This window comes from Thiomicrospira pelophila DSM 1534, assembly GCF_000711195.1.
GTDB lineage: Bacteria > Pseudomonadota > Gammaproteobacteria > Thiomicrospirales > Thiomicrospiraceae > Thiomicrospira > Thiomicrospira pelophila.
On record NZ_JOMR01000001.1, the window covers coordinates 521,985 to 543,567 of the forward strand.

General features: G+C 44.1%; 21 protein-coding genes, 1 tRNA gene and 1 other RNA gene. 19 read left to right on the forward strand and 4 right to left on the reverse strand.

Annotated features, from left to right (window positions below):
• Positions 1-45 precede the first annotated feature (45 nt).
• From rpoD to N746_RS0102505, 3 genes are all read left to right on the forward strand, one after another.
• Complete coding sequence (gene rpoD, locus N746_RS0102495; protein WP_029933786.1) at positions 46-1,836, forward strand: RNA polymerase sigma factor RpoD; 1,791 nt, start codon at positions 46-48, stop codon at positions 1,834-1,836.
• Positions 1,837-1,927: 91 nt separating this feature from the next.
• Positions 1,928-2,004 (forward strand) — tRNA-Ile (locus N746_RS0102500).
• A 236-nt stretch (positions 2,005-2,240) separates the two neighbouring features.
• The gene (locus N746_RS0102505; protein ID WP_029933787.1) at positions 2,241-3,548 is read left to right on the forward strand and encodes a COG3904 family protein; all 1,308 of its coding nucleotides are present in this window, start codon (positions 2,241-2,243) and stop codon (positions 3,546-3,548) included.
• Between the two features lie 139 nt (positions 3,549-3,687).
• On the opposite strand, the gene N746_RS10815 is transcribed toward N746_RS0102505, so the two are convergent.
• On the reverse strand, positions 3,688-3,867 hold the full coding sequence (locus N746_RS10815; RefSeq protein ID WP_162173025.1) for a hypothetical protein: 180 nt from the start codon (positions 3,865-3,867) through the stop codon (positions 3,688-3,690).
• A 186-nt stretch (positions 3,868-4,053) separates the two neighbouring features.
• On the opposite strand from N746_RS10815, the gene N746_RS0102515 reads away from it, so the two are divergent.
• The 6 genes from N746_RS0102515 (at position 4,054) to N746_RS0102540 (ending at position 8,545) form a co-directional block, all read left to right on the forward strand.
• Positions 4,054-4,899, forward strand: a complete 846-nt coding sequence (locus N746_RS0102515) for an LEA/WHy family protein (protein ID WP_029933788.1) — start codon at positions 4,054-4,056, stop codon at positions 4,897-4,899.
• Between the two features lie 39 nt (positions 4,900-4,938).
• Positions 4,939-5,331, forward strand: a complete 393-nt coding sequence (locus N746_RS0102520; protein WP_029933789.1) for a DUF423 domain-containing protein — start codon at positions 4,939-4,941, stop codon at positions 5,329-5,331.
• Between the two features lie 12 nt (positions 5,332-5,343).
• A complete protein-coding gene (locus tag N746_RS0102525) occupies positions 5,344-5,994 on the forward strand; it encodes a dUTP diphosphatase (RefSeq protein ID WP_029933790.1) in 651 nt (216 codons plus the stop codon).
• Between the two features lie 128 nt (positions 5,995-6,122).
• On the forward strand, positions 6,123-7,412 hold the full coding sequence (locus N746_RS0102530) for a TlpA family protein disulfide reductase (protein WP_051678469.1): 1,290 nt from the start codon (positions 6,123-6,125) through the stop codon (positions 7,410-7,412).
• 19 nt (positions 7,413-7,431) lie between these two features.
• The gene (locus N746_RS0102535) at positions 7,432-7,839 is read left to right on the forward strand and encodes a CidA/LrgA family protein (protein WP_051678634.1); all 408 of its coding nucleotides are present in this window, start codon (positions 7,432-7,434) and stop codon (positions 7,837-7,839) included.
• Positions 7,832-8,545: an LrgB family protein gene (locus N746_RS0102540; protein ID WP_029933793.1), complete on the forward strand. Its 714-nt coding sequence runs from the start codon at positions 7,832-7,834 to the stop codon at positions 8,543-8,545. The genes N746_RS0102535 and N746_RS0102540 overlap by 8 nt, the downstream gene beginning before the upstream one ends.
• Before the next feature lie 92 nt (positions 8,546-8,637).
• Here the strand turns inward: N746_RS0102540 and N746_RS0102545 are convergent, their stop codons facing one another.
• The 3 genes from N746_RS0102545 to N746_RS0102555 all read right to left on the reverse strand — a co-directional run bounded on the left by N746_RS0102545 (position 8,638) and on the right by N746_RS0102555 (position 11,258).
• Positions 8,638-9,108 (reverse strand): Dps family protein, encoded by a 471-nt coding sequence (locus N746_RS0102545; protein WP_029933794.1) that lies wholly within the window; start codon positions 9,106-9,108, stop codon positions 8,638-8,640.
• A gap of 162 nt (positions 9,109-9,270) precedes the next feature.
• Entirely contained in the window at positions 9,271-9,624 is a 354-nt protein-coding gene (locus tag N746_RS0102550) for a YraN family protein (RefSeq protein WP_029933795.1), read from the reverse strand.
• Positions 9,625-9,626: 2 nt separating this feature from the next.
• Positions 9,627-11,258: a penicillin-binding protein activator gene (locus N746_RS0102555; RefSeq protein ID WP_029933796.1), complete on the reverse strand. Its 1,632-nt coding sequence runs from the start codon at positions 11,256-11,258 to the stop codon at positions 9,627-9,629.
• 99 nt (positions 11,259-11,357) lie between these two features.
• On the opposite strand from N746_RS0102555, the gene rsmI reads away from it, so the two are divergent.
• The 10 genes from rsmI (at position 11,358) to mraY (ending at position 21,582) form a co-directional block, all read left to right on the forward strand.
• Positions 11,358-12,215 carry a 16S rRNA (cytidine(1402)-2'-O)-methyltransferase gene (gene rsmI / locus N746_RS0102560; protein WP_029933797.1) on the forward strand — a complete coding sequence of 286 codons (858 nt, stop codon included), beginning with the start codon at positions 11,358-11,360 and terminating at the stop codon, positions 12,213-12,215.
• Positions 12,216-12,282: 67 nt separating this feature from the next.
• Positions 12,283-12,667, forward strand: an RNA gene (gene rnpB / locus N746_RS10745) — RNase P RNA component class A.
• 338 nt (positions 12,668-13,005) lie between these two features.
• Positions 13,006-13,464, forward strand: coding sequence for a division/cell wall cluster transcriptional repressor MraZ (mraZ, locus tag N746_RS0102565; protein WP_029933798.1), 459 nt, complete (start codon positions 13,006-13,008; stop codon positions 13,462-13,464).
• 2 nt (positions 13,465-13,466) lie between these two features.
• Positions 13,467-14,399, forward strand: a complete 933-nt coding sequence (gene rsmH, locus N746_RS0102570; protein WP_038126006.1) for a 16S rRNA (cytosine(1402)-N(4))-methyltransferase RsmH — start codon at positions 13,467-13,469, stop codon at positions 14,397-14,399.
• A gap of 60 nt (positions 14,400-14,459) precedes the next feature.
• Complete coding sequence (gene ftsZ, locus N746_RS0102575; protein ID WP_081835966.1) at positions 14,460-15,665, forward strand: cell division protein FtsZ; 1,206 nt, start codon at positions 14,460-14,462, stop codon at positions 15,663-15,665.
• 31 nt (positions 15,666-15,696) lie between these two features.
• A complete protein-coding gene (ftsL, locus tag N746_RS0102580; RefSeq protein ID WP_051678470.1) occupies positions 15,697-16,014 on the forward strand; it encodes a cell division protein FtsL in 318 nt (105 codons plus the stop codon).
• The gene (locus N746_RS0102585) at positions 16,015-17,673 is read left to right on the forward strand and encodes a peptidoglycan D,D-transpeptidase FtsI family protein (protein WP_029933802.1); all 1,659 of its coding nucleotides are present in this window, start codon (positions 16,015-16,017) and stop codon (positions 17,671-17,673) included.
• Positions 17,674-19,113 (forward strand): UDP-N-acetylmuramoyl-L-alanyl-D-glutamate--2,6-diaminopimelate ligase, encoded by a 1,440-nt coding sequence (locus tag N746_RS0102590; protein WP_029933803.1) that lies wholly within the window; start codon positions 17,674-17,676, stop codon positions 19,111-19,113.
• Positions 19,101-20,516, forward strand: a complete 1,416-nt coding sequence (locus N746_RS0102595) for a UDP-N-acetylmuramoyl-tripeptide--D-alanyl-D-alanine ligase (protein ID WP_156018258.1) — start codon at positions 19,101-19,103, stop codon at positions 20,514-20,516. The genes N746_RS0102590 and N746_RS0102595 overlap by 13 nt, the downstream gene beginning before the upstream one ends.
• Entirely contained in the window at positions 20,500-21,582 is a 1,083-nt protein-coding gene (gene mraY / locus N746_RS0102600; protein WP_029933805.1) for a phospho-N-acetylmuramoyl-pentapeptide-transferase, read from the forward strand. Before N746_RS0102595 ends, mraY begins: the two co-directional genes overlap by 17 nt.
• Position 21,583: the final 1 nt, after the last annotated feature.

The following is a 21,583-nucleotide window of genomic DNA, read 5'->3' on the forward strand; positions in this document are numbered from 1 at the left end:
GTGTCGGGTGTATGACGGCGTCTGTAATCGTTATTTGAGGCAAACATGACAAAAGTAGAAAGAAAGCAACAGTTAATTGATTTGATTGAGCGCGCCAAAGATTTGGGCTATCTCACCTATGCAGATGTAAGCGACGTTTTGCCGGATGATATCGAAGAAGATCAGCTCGGACAAGTTCTAACGATTCTAACCGACTTTGGTATTCCGTTATTTGATACGGCACCGGAAGAAGACGAACTTATTACTAAAGAGGGCGGGGCGTTTGACGAGGCCGCAGCGGAAGCGGCTATTTTAGCCTTGGCAGAAGTCGATTCAGAATTTGGACGTACCACTGATCCGGTCAGAATGTATATGCGTGAGATGGGTTCGGTTGAACTCTTAACCCGTAAGGGCGAAATCGACATCGCCAAACGCATTGAATCTAACATTCGTGATATGTTGGATTCCTTGTCTAAATACCCAATGTGTGCTGAAAAAATTCTTAAAACCTTTAAAAGAATGGATAACGGAGAAGGCAAGGTTGCCGATGTTATCCAAGGCTTTATTGACCCAACTGATCTTGAAGAAGTAGCGGTTGAAGATCTAAGTGCCGATTCGGACAATAATAGTGAGCCGAAAGATGACTCCATTGATCCGGCCTTAATCGAAGCGTTTTTAACTACGCTAGAAAAGTTACACCGTGATGCAGTGAAAGCCGAAGATCAGCATGGTTCAGGTGATCCAAAAGCCAAGAAAAAGCGTGAATTGGTTGTGGATCATTTACGCAGCGTACGCTTAACGCCATTATTTACCAATGGTGTGATTCGTGACATAAAGTCCAAAATAGCGGCAATTCGTGAACAAGAGCGTGTGATCGTGAATGGCGTCGTTCGTAAGGCGGGCGTAACGCGTAAAAAGTTCCTAGAAACATTTGTAGAGTCAGAATCCAGTGCCGATTTAGTGGATCGTTTGATTGAAGCCAATCCGGCTAAGTCAGCTGCGTTAGAAGAGTTGCGCACTGAAATCAAACGCGCCCAAAAACGTTTAGCCTTGATTGAGAAAAACGAAAAAATGGGCATCACCTATTACAAGAAGGTTTATAAAGACCTAAGTAAATCTGAAAGCCTAGCGCGTGCCGCCAAGCGTGAAATGATCGAGGCTAACTTGCGTTTGGTTATCTCGATCGCGAAAAAATACACCAACCGTGGTTTGCAGTTCCTGGATTTAATCCAGGAAGGCAACATCGGTTTGATGAAAGCGGTGGATAAGTTTGAATACCGCCGTGGTTATAAGTTCTCTACCTATGCGACTTGGTGGATTCGTCAGGCGATTACACGCTCGATTGCCGACCAGGCGCGCACGATTCGTATTCCAGTACATATGATTGAGACCATCAACAAACTTAATCGTATCCAGCGTCAATTGCTACAAAAAATGGGACGTGAGCCGACTCCAGAAGAATTGGCCGAAGAAATGGAAATGCCGGAAGATAAAATTCGTAAGGTAATGAAGATTGCCAAAGAACCGATCTCGATGGAAACACCGATTGGTGATGATGAAGATTCCTCGTTAGGTGATTTTATCGAAGATTCAAACATCTTGTCACCATCCGATTCTGCGGATCAAGAAGGCATGAGCGAAACGGTTCGTGAAATGCTCAGCACCTTAACTCCACGCGAAGCCAAAGTGCTGCGTATGCGTTTCGGACTGGGTATGAATACAGATCACACCTTAGAAGAAGTGGGTAAACAGTTTGATGTGACACGTGAACGTATTCGTCAAATTGAAGCCAAAGCATTGCGTAAACTGCGTCACCCGAGTCGTGCCGAACGTCTGCGTAGTTTCTTGGATAATTAAGCCCCCGTTTACATCCCCGCAAAACCCGCTATAATAAGCGCACTTAAACCACCAGGATTGGTGGTTTAAGTTTTATACACCCTTCTCAAAGGGGCCCTTAGCTCAGCTGGTTAGAGCAAACGACTCATAATCGTTAGGTCCACGGTTCAAGTCCGTGAGGGCCCACCATTTAAACCAATTTTTTACTTCTGAATAGGTCGTTAAGATCGTTTACAGCGAAGTCATAAATTTCAGGTGCTTTTCGATTTCTAGTTTTTTTTCATAACTACATTTAGGTGGTCAATTTCATTTTGCCACTACATAATTGACCCGATAAAATTGATATAAGATTGTGATAGAAAACGATGGCAATTCAGAAAGTTTTATAATGGAATGATATTTAAGGGTTTATCAAAAATTAATTCTTGCACAAAGATTCTCAGGCAAAGCAAATTTTAAAGGTACTTATGAGGTATGTTCTGAAACATTGGCGCGGTGATCTGCCATTGGCTATTTCTTTTTGGGTGAATTTTGTCCTCATTAATTTGATTTTCCAAGTTTTTGAAATTTGGCTTGTAAATACAGCCTCATTCGAACATCCCGTAATTTCATCGCGTTTTACAATTTTATTTATCGCATTTTTGTTGTTATTCATTTACCCATGGCAAATAGTAGGGCTTTGGCGATCCTCTTCGAATTATGTCGAGGAAAATAAAGTTTTTTGGCCACGAATTGTTCAGTTTTTAATTGTTGTGGGCGTCTTAGCTACGTTAGGAAACCTCGTTTCTTCGATGCAGCTTTATAAAGATTTGTTTAAAGTTGGTTTTCTTAATGATAGGTTTGAGTATAACGTTAAATTAATTAACGATCATAATTTGATGCACTTAGAAGGTGGATTTGGCTTTGGAGTGTCAAAAGAGGTCGACAGACTTTTGAAAGAAAACCAAAATGTTAAAGGCATTATATTGGATAGTTCAGGTGGGAGGGTTTATGAGGGAAGAGAACTCTCAAAGCTTATCTTAACGTATGGGTTGGATACCTATTCAATAAAAGGATGTTATTCATCATGTGTAGTAGCATTTATTTCCGGTAATAGGCGTTATCTTGCTGTTGGTGCGAATTTAGGGTTTCATCAATATTCTTCCGAATTTAAAAGTTTAGAGCGTGAATTTAATATAGAAGTTGAGCAGTCAAAGGATTTATCATTTTTCAAACAGCGAGGTGTTTCACAAGCCTTTTTAGATAAGGTCTACATTGCCAGCTCTGATGAGTTTTGGTTTCCGAGTAGTAATGAAATGATTTCTGCAGGGTTTATTCATGAGTTGTTTCACCCTTCATTTTTCAATTCAGCTCAGTCAGTCTCAAAAATTTCAATAGAAAATCCAGAAATGATCCCGATGGAAGATTTGATAGAAGGGTTTAAATATGCAGCTAAGCAACTTAAAAGAAATTTGCCAATGATGATTGATGAGCACACTAGACTGGATAATGTATCGGTTGGTCCTGGGCCAAGAATTGTTTACGAATACATGTTTCCCAACTTTTTCCTCAGTGGTGTTGATGTTGATTTAACGCACTCAAACTTAAAAAAAGAGGCGGTGAAAAATGCATGTAGTAATCCTGAGATAAAAAAGTCTTTACAGTCTGGAGGTATTTTGGAGTATTCGTATTCAACTACCGATGGTCACGAAATTTCTAGCTTTGAGGTGGAACGAAAGACTTGCGGCTTCTAAAAGTTTTTTATTTGAAGAAAACGTTGCGACGATCCAATTAAGTTAACAAGCTTGCTTGCAAAGTGGTGAAGTAGATCATGAAACGAAACTCCTCAATTTTGGCTTTTTTTGAACTCGGCTTCCGAATCCCTTTTTAATATCAATAAACGGTATGGTGGATTTTTTCTAGTTTGACTGTTCTTGTCATTTGTGGAGAGTTGATAAGGCTTTTTGATTTACTATTTTCACCGGTAATTTTGATGACTTTGATAATGCGGTCTACTTTTTGCCATTCGATTGATAAAATCTCACGCTGGCGCATACTTGTATTCATTGACATTTTTTCGGCTTAGCTTTACTTCTCGATCACTAATCGTTAGGTCCACGGTTCAAGTCCGTGAGGGCCCACCATTTTATCGTTACACTTCTATATTGATTTTCGAAAAGCTAGGGTGGCCGCGTTGACAAGGCTTAGCCTTTGCTAGAGAATTGAAGATCAATTTCAATGTTTATTTAAAGGCATTCAATGCGTCTTTTACCTTTATTATTTGGTTTATTGTTTTTTGTTACTGGCTGCTCTGTGCTGCAAAAAAATATTCAAAAACCGAGCGCAGAACTTGCTGGTGTAGAGCTTAGTGCGCTGGACTTTGAGAGTGCAACTTTGGTTATGCTGGTTGATGTGAAAAACCCTAACCCTGTTTCGGTGCCTCTTAAAGGCTTCGATTATGCACTGGATGTGATGAAAGCACCTTTTTTGAGTGGAGAAAACCACCAGAAGAAAATGCTTAATGCGCAATCTACTACACGTATCCAGATACCTATCAAAGTTCCGTTTGCTCAAGTGTTTGACACGGTCAAAAATGCTTCGGGTAAAAATGAAGTGCCTTTTGGGTTGCAAGCGACTGTGATCTTGGACTTGCCGATCCTGGGGGCGACGCACTTAAAACTTAATCATGAAGGTATGCTTCCAATACCGAGGTTACCGAAGTTATCGGTTGATCGCATTGAAGTTAAGAATATTTCACTAGTCTCTGTGGACTTGAATATCCAGCTAATGCTGCATAATCCGAATGTGTTTGATGTCAAACTCGAGCAATTAAACTATGAATTACTGGTGAGCGGTAAACCCTGGCTGAATAGTCGTCAGGATAAGATTGTGACGGCGAAAGCGGGCCAAGATGTGATGATCAATCTTCCGGTGAGCGCTAGCTTTAAAGATATTGGTCTTTCGTTTTACCGTCAGTTAGTGAATCAGTCGGACGCATTTAACTATCGTATTGTTGGCCGTTCTTCAATAAAAGCGTTGCACCCTTTACTCGGTGAAGTTGATATTCCATTGGATTTGAATGGGCGAATGGTTCAGACAAATTAAGTCATTTAATTCTTGGTACAAACAATAAAGGGCAATTCAATGAAGGCAGAGCGCTGGTTAGCACTTTCGGCTGTTTTAATAATGCTAGCAGTGGGCTTAGGCGCGTTTGGGGCGCATGGTTTGGAAAAGCTTATTAGCGCGAAACAAATGGAAACTTGGCAGACTGCGGTGCTTTATCATTTCGTACACGGATTGGCTTTGTTGGGGTTAAGTTTGGCCTCTTTGATCAAGCCGACGTTGGCATTTCGTGGGGTTAAAGCTGGTATATTGCTCGGCTTGGTTTTGTTCTCAGGCAGTTTGTATATGTGGGTGTTAACGGGTTGGCCGTGGTTGGTGTTTTTAACGCCAATGGGTGGTGTGATCTGGTTAGCTGTTTGGTCTGGCTTGGCTTACCAGGCCTGGAGCTTATCCCGTCATCAGAAACCGAATTAGAGGGAATATATTATGTACGCAAAATCACAGATTGAACAAATCGTGGCCATGCAAATTTTGTTGAACGAACGTACTGTTCCGAATTGGATGGCGCATGACTTGGATTGGGATAGCGCAGTCCTGGTTGAAGCTGCAGAAGCAATTGATTCGACCGATTGGAAGTGGTGGAAGCACGGCGAAACCGATATGGCAAATTTACGCGTTGAGGCGGTGGATTTATTGCACTTTCTAATTTCGAAAGCCTTAAAACAGTATCGCGATACGGATTTTGTGGTGAAAACCATCTTGGAACTGATTGAGCATAAAGGGTCAACTTCGTTGTCTTATGTCGATTGGCTTAAACAAGTGGCGCTTTATACGCTAGAAAATAAAGTGATCAAGGCTTTGCAAGCCTTGTTTGGATTGTTTGATCAGTTGGAAATGGATTTAACGGCTGTTCATCAAGCTTACATGACTAAAAACCTATTGAACCATTATCGCCAAGAGCGTGGATACAAAGATGCCGATGGCGATTATTTGAAACTGATTGATGGCGAAGAAGACAATGTTGTTTTTGCACGCTTAGTTGCCAGTTTGGGGGAGGAGGTTTTGGATATCGAATTGTTACGCGCAACTTTATTTAAGGCCATGGATCAAGCCGTAGCAAAAGCGAGACAGGCTTAAAATAAGGTTTGTTTTAATCGTTGGTAAACTGGATTTGTGAAACCTTTGTGGAGCCCGCATTCTGTGTGATGATTTGCCTACGCTTAGCGATAGAATAAGTCTTTTTTGGTATTAAAAGGCTTTTTATTATGCATGCCTGGCTTAGTTATTTTGTTTTATTCTGTATTCCATTTTCGGCTGTTCAGGCCGAAGATTTGTACTTGCCTTTTAGTAATGATGAGATCAATGTTAGTCAATATCCAAATGCGCAGGCCGAATGGCGTATTGTTTGGCTGCATTCTCAATCCGACCGTGTTTTGTCTTGGGAATATACGCTTTTAAATCAGTTACAACAGAATGGTTTTGAGGTTTGGGCAACGGATATCTTAGGTTCGTTGTTTTTAACCCGCACGGCTGGCTCGGTGCGTGGTTTATCGGGTGAATCAGTGGCGACGGTTTTAGAAGCGGCACAACAAGCTTCCAATGCTGACGGCAAGCCCATTATTTTGGTAGCGGCGGATCGCATGGCGAATGCCGCATTAAAAGGCGTGCGAAGCTGGCAGTCACATAACCTAGAACAGCCCACTGATTTCAAAGGTAGTATTTTTTTATTCCCCAATTTATATACAAGCCGCCCGATTGCGGGCAAAGCGCCTAACTGGGAAGACGTGGTTAATTTAAACCAAGCACCGGTGATGATTTTGCAGCCAGAGCAGGGGGTGCACCGTTGGTATTTGGGCGACTTGATGCAAAGCTTGTCGTCACAGCATGCACCCGTTTATGGTTGGATTTTGCCGGGGGTAAAGGATTATTTTTATAACCCATTTGCGAAACAAAAAACTGACGCTGAACAGGCGATGACTGAGCAAATGCCAAAGTTGTTAAGATTGTCGGCACAACGTTTGGCGTCGCAAGCTTCTAGTCGTCACCCAATTGAACAACCCGTTTTGAACGACTTGGCTGAATCGGATTCTCGCGCTTCTCATGGTATGCCCAAGTTACATGAGTTTAATGAGTTAAAGCCATCACCAGGCCTGGTAGGTAAAACTTTTGAAGGCGAAACACTTAATTTGGCAGATATAAGGGGTGATGTCGTATTGGTCAACTTTTGGGCGACTTGGTGTCCGCCTTGTGTGACTGAAATCCCGTCGATGAATCGGTTGCTGGCTAAGTATCGTGATCAAGGTTTACAGATTCTATCGGTCGATTTCCAACAAAGTGCCGAAGAAATTGCCAAGTTTTCTGAACGCGTTCCAGTGGATTATCCGATTGTGTTAGACCAAGATGGTCGAATTTCTAAAGATTGGGGGGTATTTTCATTTCCTACCACCTTTGTTGTTGATCGTCAGGGGCGAGTCCGCTACAGTTTAAACCAAGGTGTAGAGTGGGATGTGCCCGAGTTTGAAGCTCCCTTAAAAGCCTTATTAAATGAACCTTAATCATAAAGAATGGAACGCCATGTCGGAATCTGCTTCACATCGCTTAACTGGCTTTAGTTTTTTAGGTTTGATTACGCTGTTGTTGGCTTACCAGCTAATCGGCGAAATTATTGTGCGTTTTTTAGACTGGCCCATTCCAGGGCCAGTCATTGGCATGTTTTTACTGTTTATCAGTTTGCTATTTCATCCAGGCTGGGCGACTCGTTGGACTGAGCCATCACAACATTTTCTACGTTATTTATCGCTGTTTTTTGTGCCCGCCGGGGTAGGTGTGATGCTGCACCTAACCCGGGTGGGTGAACAATGGTTAGCCATCGCGGTCGCGTTAGTGATTAGCACGCTGGTTAGTCTCGTGGTGACGGCAGGGGTAATGTTGCTACTAATGCGTTTGAGGGCGCGTATTTCAGGGGCGAAACAGCATGACTAAGGTTGAAGATATATGGGTATATTTAGCGGCAAGCCCTTTATTTGGATTGGTATTAACCTTGGTGTTTTTTCAAATTGCCCAAACGATTTATCGCCACTTTAATCATCATCCCTTACTAAACCCAGTCGCTTTAAGTGTGCTCGGGATCATAGGTGTACTGGCCTTATTTGATATAAATTACGAAACTTACTTTGAAGGGGCGCAGTTTATTCACTTTCTATTAGGTCCAGCAACGGTCGCGTTGGCGATTCCGTTATATCAATATCGCCATACGCTTAAAGAGCTGTGGTTTCCGATTATCATGGCGGCTTCTTTTGGTTTGGTTTTAGCGGGTTTAAGCGCGTTTTGGATTGCACAGAGCTTGGGTGCCAGTATTGAAACTATGTTATCGCTGGTACCGAAATCAGTGACGGCACCGGTGGCCATGGGGATTGCGGAGAAAAATGGCGGGGTCGCGACGTTGACGGCTGCATTTGTTGTCATTACCGGTATTCTGGGTGCGATGATGGCCACTTGGGTGTTTAAGTTAATGCGTTTGGAAGATGATCGAGTTAAAGGCGTTGCGATCGGGGTGAGCGCGCATGGTTTGGGTACGGCGAAAGCGTTTCAGTTGAGTGATCAAATGGGCGCATTCTCAGGACTGGCGATGGCTTTATCGGCGTTTATCGCGGCTTTGATTTTACCTTGGATGATGGGGGCGCTTTAAGGGCGAGAAAGGTTGGGTAAGTAATAGAAATGGACCACCAGGCCTGGTGGTTGTGAAAGCACCAGGCCTGGTTAATCTAAAAAGGATGTGGCTTATTTAGTGATTAAGCTACGTAACATCCAAGCATTTTTTTCATGAATCTGCATGCGTTGAGTTAATAGATCCACAGTAGGTTCATCATGCGCATCATCGGCAATCTTTATGATTTCGCGTGCGGTTTTGGTTACTGCTTCTTGACCTAGTACTAGGTTCTTAATCATCTGCTCTGCATTTGGGTGACTGGTTTCTTCCTTGATCTGACTGATCTTCTGAAAGTCTTGAAACGAACCTGGTGCAAACTCACCTAATGAACGAATACGCTCGGCGATTTCATCAACTGCGGTAAACAATTCCGTGTACTGTTCTTCAAACATTGTGTGCAATGCTTGGAACATCGGACCAGTTACGTTCCAGTGGTAATTATGGGTTTTCAAAAACAATAAATATGAATCAGCCAATAGGCGAGAAAGACCCTCTGCAATTTCTTTACGTTTTGGCTCGTTAATACCAATATTAATATCCATGCTCTTTCTCCTTGGTTTGTGATTAATTAGGTTAGCTCCAAACTAGAAGTGACCTTTTGTTAATTTCTATTCAACGATAGCATAGATTTTAATAGCTATTGTTTAAAATTATCTAACAAAGTGTTTGGTTTTAACTATGGGTGAAAGGTGGTGCTGATAGAGTTACCAACTACCAAATGCATTTTTGGTCCAGTCCGGGTTGGCTTGCGCACTTAAAAAGGCGATCACATCAAACCGCATGGCGTGTGATTGATAGACCGGGTTTTTTAGTAGAAAATTTTGCGCACAGCGGTAAAGTCTTTGCTGCTTTTGAGTACTGATAAATTCATTCGGATGGCCAAAATTTTGGCTTTGACGGTATTTGACTTCAATAAAAACCAAACAATCTTGATCCAAGCCAATTAAATCCAGCTCGCCACCTTTGCAATAAAAATTTCGTGCCAGGATTTTGATTCCTTGTTCAACCAGAAACATTTCAGCTTGTTGTTCATAGTCTTGTCCAAGTTGCTTGCTCATATTTAAAAAGTGAAGCTTGGGCGCTCGGGCAGTTCGCCAAATCGCGGCTGGGTTATTTCGTTCAAGAGATCCTCTCGAATCTTATCCATTTCTTCCGGACTTAAGGTGTTTTCATAATCACTTTCAAGCTGGCCAAAATAAGGCGGTGTAAACTTGTCCGGATAAAGTGGTACAAGTTGTCCGTTGTTTAAAAAACGGCTCCAAGTCAGTTTGGTAAATATTTTATTGGCTTGGGTTATGCTATGTTTTCCCATGGCCCCATGCACCATTAGACCGGGCGCTAATAAGTGTTTATGGGTGGCGACTAAAAAACTGTCCCAACCAAACGCTTCCAGTCCATTCTCTAAAGGTGAGTTACTTAATGCCGCAGGGAAGCTCGGGAAGCGAATGTTTTTTAAATCTCGATTGGGCTTGGCGTGGCTTAGGTTATCTGGCGTGAGCATTGAGGTGCCATAAATGGGGAGGTCAAGTAAATAATAATCAAGCTGTGGGCGTAGTATGGCAATCTGCTTTTCATCCCCCATCAAAATCATCGCCTCCAAGTCTTTACGAGTGCGTGGGAAAAACTCAATCGGTTGGCTGATGGTTCGGCTTAAGTGGCCAGCACGAGACTGGCTGGCATCAGAATTTAGAACCTTACTCATTTCGGCTCTCAAATTTGGATTGCTTTGTGGGTAACTTTGCACTGTGAGAGGAAATTTATGACTGGCTGACCACATGGACTGTAGTTGATGAGCCATTTTTGTGTCGGTGTCGTTATCGCTGGTGAGTAAAGCAATGTGTCGATAACGCTCAAGTTCGAGATGGTAAATGAGTTGTTGGGCTTCGTATTGATTACGGTAGCTAAATTGCACAAACGGGGCGATTTGATCAATGTCGTTTAAAGCGATCAAGTCAGTGATGTCATGGTCAGATAAGGTCTGAATCGCCTCGGGTGTAAGTGGGCCGATGATGATGTCAGCACCCGCTTGTTTTGCACTTTTGTATTGATTCAAAATATTAGCAGGATCTTTGGCGTTAAAAAATATCAGCTTGTCGGTTTGACTGGATTGCCAGTAGGCTTTTAATATCCCTGCGCGAATTTGCTCACTCACCGCACCTAAATGCTCGGTGAAAGGAAGCATTACCGCAATTGTGCGCGGTTTGTTTTTTAGTTCTTCGAAATGAGCCAATAACTCAGGAATCAGGTTTTGACTAAAAGAAACCTCCGGCATGACTTTTTGCAAATCTTCAATTGCTCGCTTGAAGTTTAAGCCCTGTTGCTGACGGGTGCTAAGTAGCCAACCCCAGGCGCTGACTCGTTCAGCGCCATTCTCAATTAAGGCTTGCTGAGTTTCAAGGTCTACCGCTTGCAAGGTAATCCAAGAGTCTTGTTCAATTAACGCACGTTGTTCATCAGAGCTTTGTTCCCATAAGGCTTCCGAATATTGAATATAGCTAACCCATTCACCTTTTTTGGCGGTTTCAAGGCGGGCTTGTTGCAACCGATCAAGGCGAGAATCGAGTTGCAAAATGGGTGCTTCAAATGGCACAACGCCACGATCCGGCATGGGTTTTTGTGGGGTACTACAGCTGATGAGAACGAACACTAAGCTGATGAGCAGGATGTTTTTTAACAAGTTGTTTATTAACATGGTGGGCGCTTATCTTTGTTTAATTTCGTCAGTAGCGTCAATCTGGTTACAATAGCCAGCGCTACACAGAAAATGAGAATTAAAGTGAGTTAATTATATATGCAAACTATTGAAAAAGGGACGCTTTACATCGTCGCCACTCCGATTGGAAACCTAGGCGATATTTCGCAGCGCGCAATTGAGGTCTTGAGTCAGGTTGATTGGGTAGCGGCAGAAGATACGCGTCATTCTCAAAAACTTCTGCAGCACCTGGGTGTGCAGGTCAAATTGATTAGTTTGCATGATCATAATGAAAAAATGCGATCAGAAGATTTGTTAGTGCGCTTGCAAGCGGGTGAGTCTGGCGCGTTGATTTCTGATGCCGGTACACCTTTAATAAGTGATCCAGGTTATCACCTGGTGAAATTATTGCGCGATCATGACGTATTAGTGCGCCCGGTACCGGGCGCTTCAGCAATGATCAGTGCTTTGAGTGTCGCTGGGTTGCCGACTGATCGATTTAGTTTTGAAGGGTTTTTACCAGCGAAATCACAAAAGCGTTTAAATCAGCTACAAAGTTTGGCGCTAGAAACACGCACCATGGTGTTTTATGAGTCGCCTCATCGTATACTTGAGAGCTTGGCCACCTTGGCTCAAGCCTTAGGTTCGGAGCGCACTATGATGGCGGGACGAGAAATGACGAAACAGTTTGAAGAGTTTGTATCAGGAACTATTTCAGAGGTGTTGGGCTATTTTTCCAGACACTCCGATAAGGTCCGCGGCGAATTTGTGTTGGTGGTTTCTGGCGCGCCCGAACAGCAAGCAGCACAAGCCAGTGAATGGGATAGATTAATTAATATCTTATTGGCTCAGGCTTTACCAGTTAAACAAATATCAGAAATAGTGTCAGAGTACTATCAAGTCAAAAAAAATGCCGTTTATCCTAGAGTGCAAGATTTGAAAGAGATGACTTTATAAAAGTACGGCTTGAGTACGCTTGATTAATCGCTAGACAAGCGCGCGGAATTGCTATATTGTTTGCGCCCAAGTGGGTTGGGCAATCGCGGAATGTTTCGGCATTCGGAGGAAAGTCCGGGCACCATAGAGCAGGATGCCAGTTAACGGCTGGGCGGCGTGAGCCGACGGAAAGTGCAACAGAGAATAGACCGCCGATGGCGCTTCGGCGCACAGGTAAGGCTGAAACGGCGAGGTAAGAGCTCACCGCGCAACTGGCAACAGTTTGTGGCTAGGTAAACCCCATCCGGTGCAAGACCAAATAGGAAAACGCGCCTTCGGGCAAGGTGTGGCTCGCACTTGTTTTCGGGTAGGTTGCTTGAGGAATGCAGTGATGTATCTCCCAGATGAATGATTGCTGGCTTCTACGTTTTGCGTAGTGGAAACAGAACCCGGCTTACAGACCCACTTAGTTTAATTTTCATAAAGCCACACCATGTTGTGGTTTTTTTTTGGGCCTCACTATATGTGGTGGGGTGTTGGCTGTTCTTGTAGGTAAAAAATAATCTTAATTTATATTAACACCTTACTGTTTGTTGTTAATTTTTATACTTAACACTCCTTTCTATCTTGTTGAAAAAACTAATAATCCTTTTTTGTATTGGGCTGCGGCTTGATATGAGGTCTATCGTCTAAGTTATTGTCCTGCAATGATATTTTTCTAATTTTGTGGTGGTAAACCGCTTGACAGTGGTTTGTAACAGCAATATAGTGGTGACATGTGGGGCAAGGTGGAATTAAGTGGAGATGGAAGGTGTTATTTTTTCGCGGCATTAACTCAGTAAATTTAGACGACAAGGGGCGCTTTTCGATTCCTAAGCGTTACCGTGAGTCTATTTCTGATGCCAGCGATAATCACTTGATTGCCACCATTGATTTACACAGCCCTTGTTTATTGATTTATACCCAAGACGAATGGGAAGTGATTGAACGTAAGTTAATGGCGATGCCTAACGTTGATCCACAAGCTCGTTTAGTGCAGCGTTTATTGTTAGGTCATGCGTCCGAAGTGGAAATGGATGCGCAGGGTCGAATTTTGCTGCCAGGTTTGTTGCGTGATCATGCCGGGCTACAAAAACAGGCAATTTTATTAGGTCAGGGTAATAAGTTTGAGCTTTGGGGTCAGGAAGCTTGGGATGCTGATCGCCCGGATATGCTGGATCAAGTTCAAACGCTGGATGTAACCGGCTCATTATCAACCTTGAGTTTGTGATGATGGAAAGTCAGGTATCTGGACATTATTCGGTTTTATTGCAAGAGTCGATTGCAGGTTTAAATATCAAGCCGAATGGTATTTATATAGATGGCACCTTTGGTCGCGGTGGCCACAGTAGCGAAATTTTAAAGCAGTTGGGTGAGCAAGGTCGTTTAATTGCAATTGATCAAGACCCCGATGCCGTTAGCTATGCAAACCAGGCGATTAAGGATGAACGTTTTGAAATCGTACATGCAAGTTTCGCTGATTTAGAACAGATCTGTGAAGCACGTGGTTTGACCGGAAAGATAGATGGGCTTTTATTAGATTTAGGTGTCTCGTCACCTCAGCTAGATGAAGCCGAGCGCGGATTTAGTTTTATGCGCGAAGGGCCTTTGGATATGCGAATGAATCCGGGTCAAGGACAAAGTGCTAAAGACTGGTTACAAGAGGTCGAGCCAGCAGAGTTGGCCGCCGTGTTAAAGAATTATGGTGAAGAGCGTTATGCCTTCAAAATTGCGCGCGCTTTAAGTCATGACGCTCGCCAAGGTTTAATTAATACCACGCGCGATTTGGCCGAGATGATTGGCCGAGTTGCGCCTAATAAAGAAAAACACAAGCATCCAGCGACACGAAGTTTTCAAGCGATTCGGATTCATATAAACCGAGAGCTGGAAGTTTTGAAGACGGTATTGGAAGCCAGTTTGACGGTATTGGCTCCACAGGGTCGTTTGAGTGTGATTAGCTTCCACTCATTGGAAGATCGAATAGTGAAACATTTTATGCGCGATCAGTCGCGTGTTAAAGATTTATTCCCAGGCCTTCCTGTATTGGTGGCGGGGAGCGAACCGGTTTTAAAGGTAGTGGCGAAACCTGTATTTCCGAGCGATCGGGAATGTGCAGAAAATCCACGATCACGCAGTGCGGTTCTCCGTGTTGCGGAACATTTGTAATTAAAAGCTTAAAACTAACAACTTAATATTTTTTGTCTTGCTGACTAGAGGGAACGTGCCATGAGTACCATGAAATTTGATCTTAAAGAAGCGAAAGTATCTCGCCAACCTGGAATGCCAGTGATCAAGGTAATTGGTTTGGGGGGCGGCGGTAGCAATGCCGTTGATTTTATGGTGCGCTCGAAAGTTGAGGGCGTAGATTTTATCTGTGCAAATACCGATGCACAAGCGTTGGCGCATTCAAATGTGCCTGTCAGAATTCAAATTGGTCGCAACGGTTTGGGTGCGGGCGCCAACCCGGATCGCGGACGCGAAGCGGCAGAAGAAGACATTGAAGAAATTAAAGATCATATTCGTGATGCGGATATGCTGTTTATTACCGCTGGCATGGGCGGCGGGACTGGCACCGGTGCAGCACCGGTTGTGGCAAAAGTCGCCCGCGAAATGGGTATTCTAACGGTCGGTGTGGTCAGCAAGCCATTCAGTTTCGAGCGTCGTACTGCCGCAGCAGAAGCTGGCATCGAAGAGTTATCAAACCATGTTGACTCTCTAATTACTGTACCGAACGATAAGTTGGTGGAGGTATTAGGTAAAGATTTTAAATTCAGTCAAGCCTTTGACCATGCTAATGAAATCCTATATGGAGCCGTGCAAGGTATATCAGAAATGGTGACACGGCCGGGTCTGATTAACGTCGACTTCGAAGATTTACGCACTGTTATGTCTGAGCGTGGTCTTGGTATGATGGGTGTTGGCACCTCCAGCGGTGAAGATCGTGCACGTAAAGCCATCGAAAAAGCGATTGCGAATCCATTGTTGGACGATATCGCAGTATCTGGTGCACGTGGTATTTTGGTCAATATTACGGGCGGCATAGACTTTAGTCTTGGTGAATACAATATTATTGGTGAAGTTGTGAACGGCTTTGCAGATAAAGATGCGCGTGTCATTGTGGGTACCTCAATTGATGAGTCATTAGAAGACGAAATACGCGTCACCGTGGTCGCGACGGGTTTAGTAGGCAACCATTTAGCTAAAAAGCCTGAAATGGTTAAGCCAAATTTACAAGCTGTACAAGCAACACGTCAGGAAGCCGAGCGTGAAGAAACGGTTGAGCAAGAACCTGAAAAACCAGCCGCGATGCAGCCGACTCAAGAAACCGAAGTGGTTCGTCCTAAGATGGTTGTTAATGCCGGAGTGCAGCATGTTGAATCAAATAGTAACTATTTAGATATCCCTGCTTTTTTACGCCGTCAAGCTGATTAAATCAGGTGGTTAGCCCATGGCTCGGCTGAGTATGCCTCGTTCCTTTAAGCCCTTCCAAATTGTTAAGTCTAATTTGGTTGGGCTTTTTGCGTTTCTATTATTGTGTTTGTTAGCGATTAGTTTGGTTTTGATCGTATTGGTTCAGCACCAAATTCGTCATCTAGAGACGAGTTATTATGAGCAGATGCAACTTAAGGCCTCTTTGGATGAAGAGTGGGGGCGGCTGACGTTGGAGAAGTATCATCTAGGCTCATCATCTCGTGTTGAGCGCAATGCCAGGGAAGAACTGGGTATGACGTTAGCTCATCCTGTGCAAGTGATTGTATTGCCTTCTTCGGAGTCAGAATAAATGTGGACTTGGCAAATACAAAGATCACAGATTGTTTTTGGCTTGCTGATTCTAGGGTTTGTGGTTTTGGCTGGCCGTGCTTTTTATGTGCAGGTTGTTTGGTCGGATTTTTTAGAAACCGAAGGTAATAAGCGACAAGTACGTACTCTAGATGTTCCCGCTCCACGGGGTCATATTTTAGATCGTCATGGTGCCGTTTTAGCGCTCAGTACGCCGCTAGCTTCGATTTGGGTCGATCCTAAAGTCTTTAGCCAGCACCCAGATGCGATAAAAAAACTGGCTCAAGAGTTGGGGCAGTCTGAGTTGGATTTGTTGCAGCGTATTAAATCAAACGATACAAGACGTTTTCTGTTTATTAAGCGCTCTATCCTACCTGAGATAGCCAATCAAATTGAAAGCCTAGGTTTGCCCGGGGTTTATGCCAAACCTGAATACAAACGTTATTATCCTAGTGCTGATACCACGGCTCATTTGGTTGGTTATACCGATATCGACGATAAAGGCCAAGATGGGATTGAATACATCTACGATGGCTGGCTAACAGGCAAGCCTGGACGCCAACAGATTATTAAAGACTTGGAAGGGCGAGTTGTCGAGTTTGTAAAAAACATCGAGGAGGCTGAGCCAGGTAAAGATTTAGTGTTGAGTGTGGATAAGGATATTCAATACTTTGCCCAGCGTGCTTTAAAAGAGGCGCGTGTTAAGCATCAGGCGGTAGCCGCTTCTATGGTTGTTTTGGATGCCAAAACAGGCGAGGTGCTAGCCTTGGTTAATGAGCCGGGTTTTAACCCTAATAATCGTGCGCAAATTAAAGGCGAAGCGATTCGTAATCGTGCCATAGCCAGTTTGATTGAGCCCGGTTCAACTATTAAGCCGTTTGTAATGGCGCAAGCGCTGGAGTTAGGTTTAGTTAAGCCAGGTGAAATTATCAATACCGCACCGGGGTATATGAACGTTCAGGGTCACATGATTAGTGATGCCGTTAACTACGGACGATTAAAACCGAGTGAGATAATCCAAAAATCGAGTAACGTCGGTATTGCGAATATTGCTCGACGTATGAAGCCAGAGCAACAGTGGGAACTCTTTAGACAGCTAGGATTTGCGCAGGACTTAGGACTGTTTTTACCCGGGGAATCGATGGGATATTTACGTCATCATTCCGAATGGATGCAGGTAGATCAAGTGTCCAGTTCGTTTGGTTATGGCTTTAATATCAATTTAATGCAGCTCGCACACGCTTATACGATATTTGCAAACGAAGGTCGGTTGTTACCTTTGTCTTTATTAAAATTAGATCAAGTGCCAGACTCAAAACAAGTAGTGAGTCCCGAAGCCGCGCAGCAAGTCTTGACGATGCTAGAAAGCGTTACACACCAGGGTGGAACCGGTACCGAGGCACGTATTGAGGGTTATCGAGTGGCGGGTAAAACCGGTACGGTTCATAAAACACGGGCAGGCCAATATCAACAAAACGAATATTCAGCCATGTTTGTAGGGCTGGTGCCCGCTTCAAGACCCGATATGGTAGTGGCGGTGATGGTGGATAAACCTAGTCGCGGTGTCTATGGCGGTGGTAGTGTAGCGGCACCGGTATTTCAAGAAGTGATGCGACATGCTTTACGCTTGCGAAATGTTGATCCAGATGGAGCTTTGTAAGTGAAAACCTTAGCCCAAGTTGCTCAATTTTTTGAACTTGAATTACCACCAGGCCTGGTGGCTATTGAATTGCAAGGCTTATCAAATCACTCGCACCTTTTACAGCAAGGTTGGGGGTTTGTTGCGTTGACCGGCCTCCAAAAGCATGGCGGATATTATTGGAATCAGGCCAAAGCCCAAGGAGCTACTTGTGTTTTGAGCGATAGAGAGATTGCGGATTGTGAATTGCCGGTTTTGGTGATTCAAGATTTGCCCAGTCGTTTAGCCGAATTGGCGAACTGGTTTTATGACTATCCGAGCCGACAGGTTCAAGTAATTGGTGTAACAGGCACCAATGGCAAAACCTCAACGACGCACTACATTGCCCAGTTATTAGTGAGTCAGTCAAAACGCGTTGGCATCATCGGCACACTGGGTAATGGTGAGTTTGGACTGTTGACCGCAACCGCCAATACCACACCGGATATTTTGGTGGTGCAAGGCTGGTTAGCAAAATTTGTCGACGAAGGGTTCGATTATGCTGTGATGGAGGTCTCATCACACGGTTTAGCGTTAGGGCGCATAGCTGGCGTAGAGTTTGCCTGTGTCGCCTTAACCCAAGTAAGTCGAGATCACTTGGACTTCCACTTGGATGTTGCCGATTACCAAAATACCAAAAAACGCTTGTTCCGAGATTATGTGACTCAAAAACGCGTACTGAATTTAGATGATTCAATTGGTCGCAACTTAGCTGAGGAATCTAATAGTTTTTGTTACAGTCTACAAGACCCAGCGGCAAATCTAGTCTGTCAGTCACTTGAGTTGACGCCACAAGGTTTGCAAGGTTATTTGGATTATCAAAATCAAACCTACCAGTGCAAGACGGGTTTGATGGGGGCTTTTAATGCCGAAAACTTGTTATGTGCCCTCAGTTGTTTAATTGCGCTGGACTTTGAGCTGAAAAATATTCTAATGGGTTTAGTCAACTTGAAACCCGTTACGGGTAGAATGCAACCTATAAAGCTAGAACAAAAACCGATTACTGCAATCGTGGATTATGCCCATACCCCCGATGCGTTGGAGCAAGTCTTGCTAGGGATTCGGTCCCACCTAAATAGGGGGCATTTATGGGTGGTATTTGGTTGTGGTGGTGATCGAGATAAAGGCAAACGCCCATTAATGGGTGAAATTGCAGAGCGCCTTGCTGATCAAGTAATACTGACGAGCGACAACCCGCGTAGTGAAAACCCACAAAGTATTTTGCAGGATATTCAGCAGGGATTAAGTCGGCCAGCCAAACAAATCGAATCCAGACAAGCGGCCATTGAATGGGCATTAAGCCAGGCGCAAGCGGGTGATTTGATTTTAGTCGCCGGTAAAGGGCATGAACAAACGCAAGAAATTAATGGGGTTAAATACCCTTTTAGTGATCAAAAGGTAATCGAACAGTGGCGTCCATAACAACTGAAAACACAACCCACCAGGCCTGGTCCTTAACTAATTTAGCCGAATGGGCGCAGGCACAATTGATAGATGTAACCGGCGACGCAGATCAACGTGTTTGTCAGGGAATTTCGACTGATTCAAGAAGCACTAGGCCTGGTGATTGTTATATTGCGATTAAAGGCGAACGATTCGATGGGCATGCATTTATAGAGCAAGCGATTGCGCAGGGTGCGGTGGCTTTATTAGTCTCTGAACCTGGTAATTACACGGTTCCCAGTTTATTGGTGGCTGACACACGTATTGCATTAGGCTTGATTGCGCGAGGCCATCGTCAAGCACAAAACTTAAATAGTTTGATTGCGGTAACCGGCAGTAATGGCAAAACGACTGTCAAAAGTTTATTGGCACATATATTACAAACTCAAGCCCCGACTTGGGCGACACCGGGTAATTTAAATAATGATTTTGGGGTCCCTAGAACGCTGTTGCAAATCACCGCGCAACACCGTTATGCCGTGATTGAAATGGGCGCAAACCATGTCGGCGAAATTGATTATTTAACGCATTTAGCACAACCAGATGTGGCCCTAATTACCCTAGCCGCTGAAGCTCACCTTGAAGGGTTTGGTAGCTTACAAGGCGTTATTGATACCAAGGGTGAAATTTTTAATGGTTTAAGTGATCAAGGTGTGGGCGTGATTAATACGGATTCGCCCGGCTTTGAGCAGTGGTGTGGAAAATTGGCGACAAAAAAAATCATCACCTTTGGGCGCTCAGATCAAGCCGATATTCGAGTGGTAGGGGGTCAATCGACTCAAAAAGGCATTTCGTTTGAATTGGTGGTTAATGGTGAGTCGCACTCTGTTTGTATGCCGATTATGGGTTTGCACAATGCGATGAATGCCGCCGCCGCTTGTGCAGCTTGCTTGGCGGTAGGTTTAAGTTGGTCGCAAATACAGCCGGGCCTAGAAAGCTTTCAGGGCGTAGCGGGTCGATTGCAAACCTATCAATCGGAGCAAGGCTTGTTAATTGATGATAGTTACAATGCGAACCCCAGCTCGGTTAAAGCTGCGATTGATACCTTGGCGGCGTTACCCGGAAAAACGGTGCTTTGTTTGGGGGCGATGGCTGAGCTGGGCGTTGATGCCAAATTGGCGCATGCGCAAATTGGTATTTATGCACGCCAAAAAGGGGTCGATTATGTGTTCGCTTACGGTAAAGATACTCGTGCGACTTTGGCCGCGTTTAATGCCGATCAACTCCAACCCTTGTCGCACTCTGAAATTAGTGACCAAGTCCAGCTGTTGATTGATACCCATCAGCCCATCGATATTTTAGTTAAAGGGTCGCGAAGCGCGCAAATGGAGCGTGTGGTCGAGAACCTATTAGAGAGGAATCAATATGCTCGTCTATCTTAGTCAATATCTGAGCCAGTATTTTACAGGCTTAACCGTGTTTAACTACATTACGGTGCGAGCGATTATGAGTGTCCTGACCGCACTGATTATTTCGTTTTTAATTGGGCCGGCGATGATTCGTTGGTTAACGCGCTTAAAAGTGGGGCAAAGTATTCGTGAAGATGGCCCGCAAACCCATTTAATTAAAGCCGGCACACCAACTATGGGCGGCACGCTTATTTTGTTTTCGGTGAGTTTGGCGATTGTTTTGTGGGGTGACCTAACCAATCATTATTTATTAATCGTCACCTTAACCATGCTGGGTTTTGGTGTGATCGGGTTTATAGATGATTATAAAAAGGTTGTGTTTCGGGATCCAAATGGCATGCGTTCGCGTACCAAGTTTCTGTGGCAAAGCATTATAGGTTTTGGTGCCGCCTATAGTTTTTATGCTATCGGCACTGTACCTGCCGAAACCCAGTTATTAATTCCTTATATGAAAGATACCTATATTTACCTGGGTGCTTGGGTTGTGGTGCTGGCTTATTTGGTGATAGTGGGTAGCTCAAATGCAGTAAATTTAACCGATGGTTTGGATGGCTTGGCGATTATGCCAACGGTGATGGTGGCCGCTGCCTTGGCAGTATTTGCATATTTATCGGGGCACGTAGTGTTTGCCACCTATCTAGACATCCCATATATTCCGGGTGTCGGCGAGCTGACGATTTTGATGGCCGCTTTAGTTGGCGCTGGATTGGGCTTTTTATGGTTCAATGCGCATCCGGCTCAAGTTTTTATGGGCGATGTAGGTTCATTAGCGATTGGCGCCGCACTGGGCGCAACCGCTGTTGCGGTCAGACAAGAAATTGTGTTGTTTATTATGGGCGGTATTTTCGTGATCGAAACTCTGTCGGTCATTCTGCAAGTTGGATCTTATAAAATGCGTGGCAAGCGTGTGTTCTTAATGGCACCGCTACATCATCACTTTGAACAAAAGAATTGGCCAGAATCGCAAATTATTGTGCGTTTCTGGATTATCACTATCGTACTGGTATTAATTGGTTTAGCCAGTTTAAAACTTAGGTAAC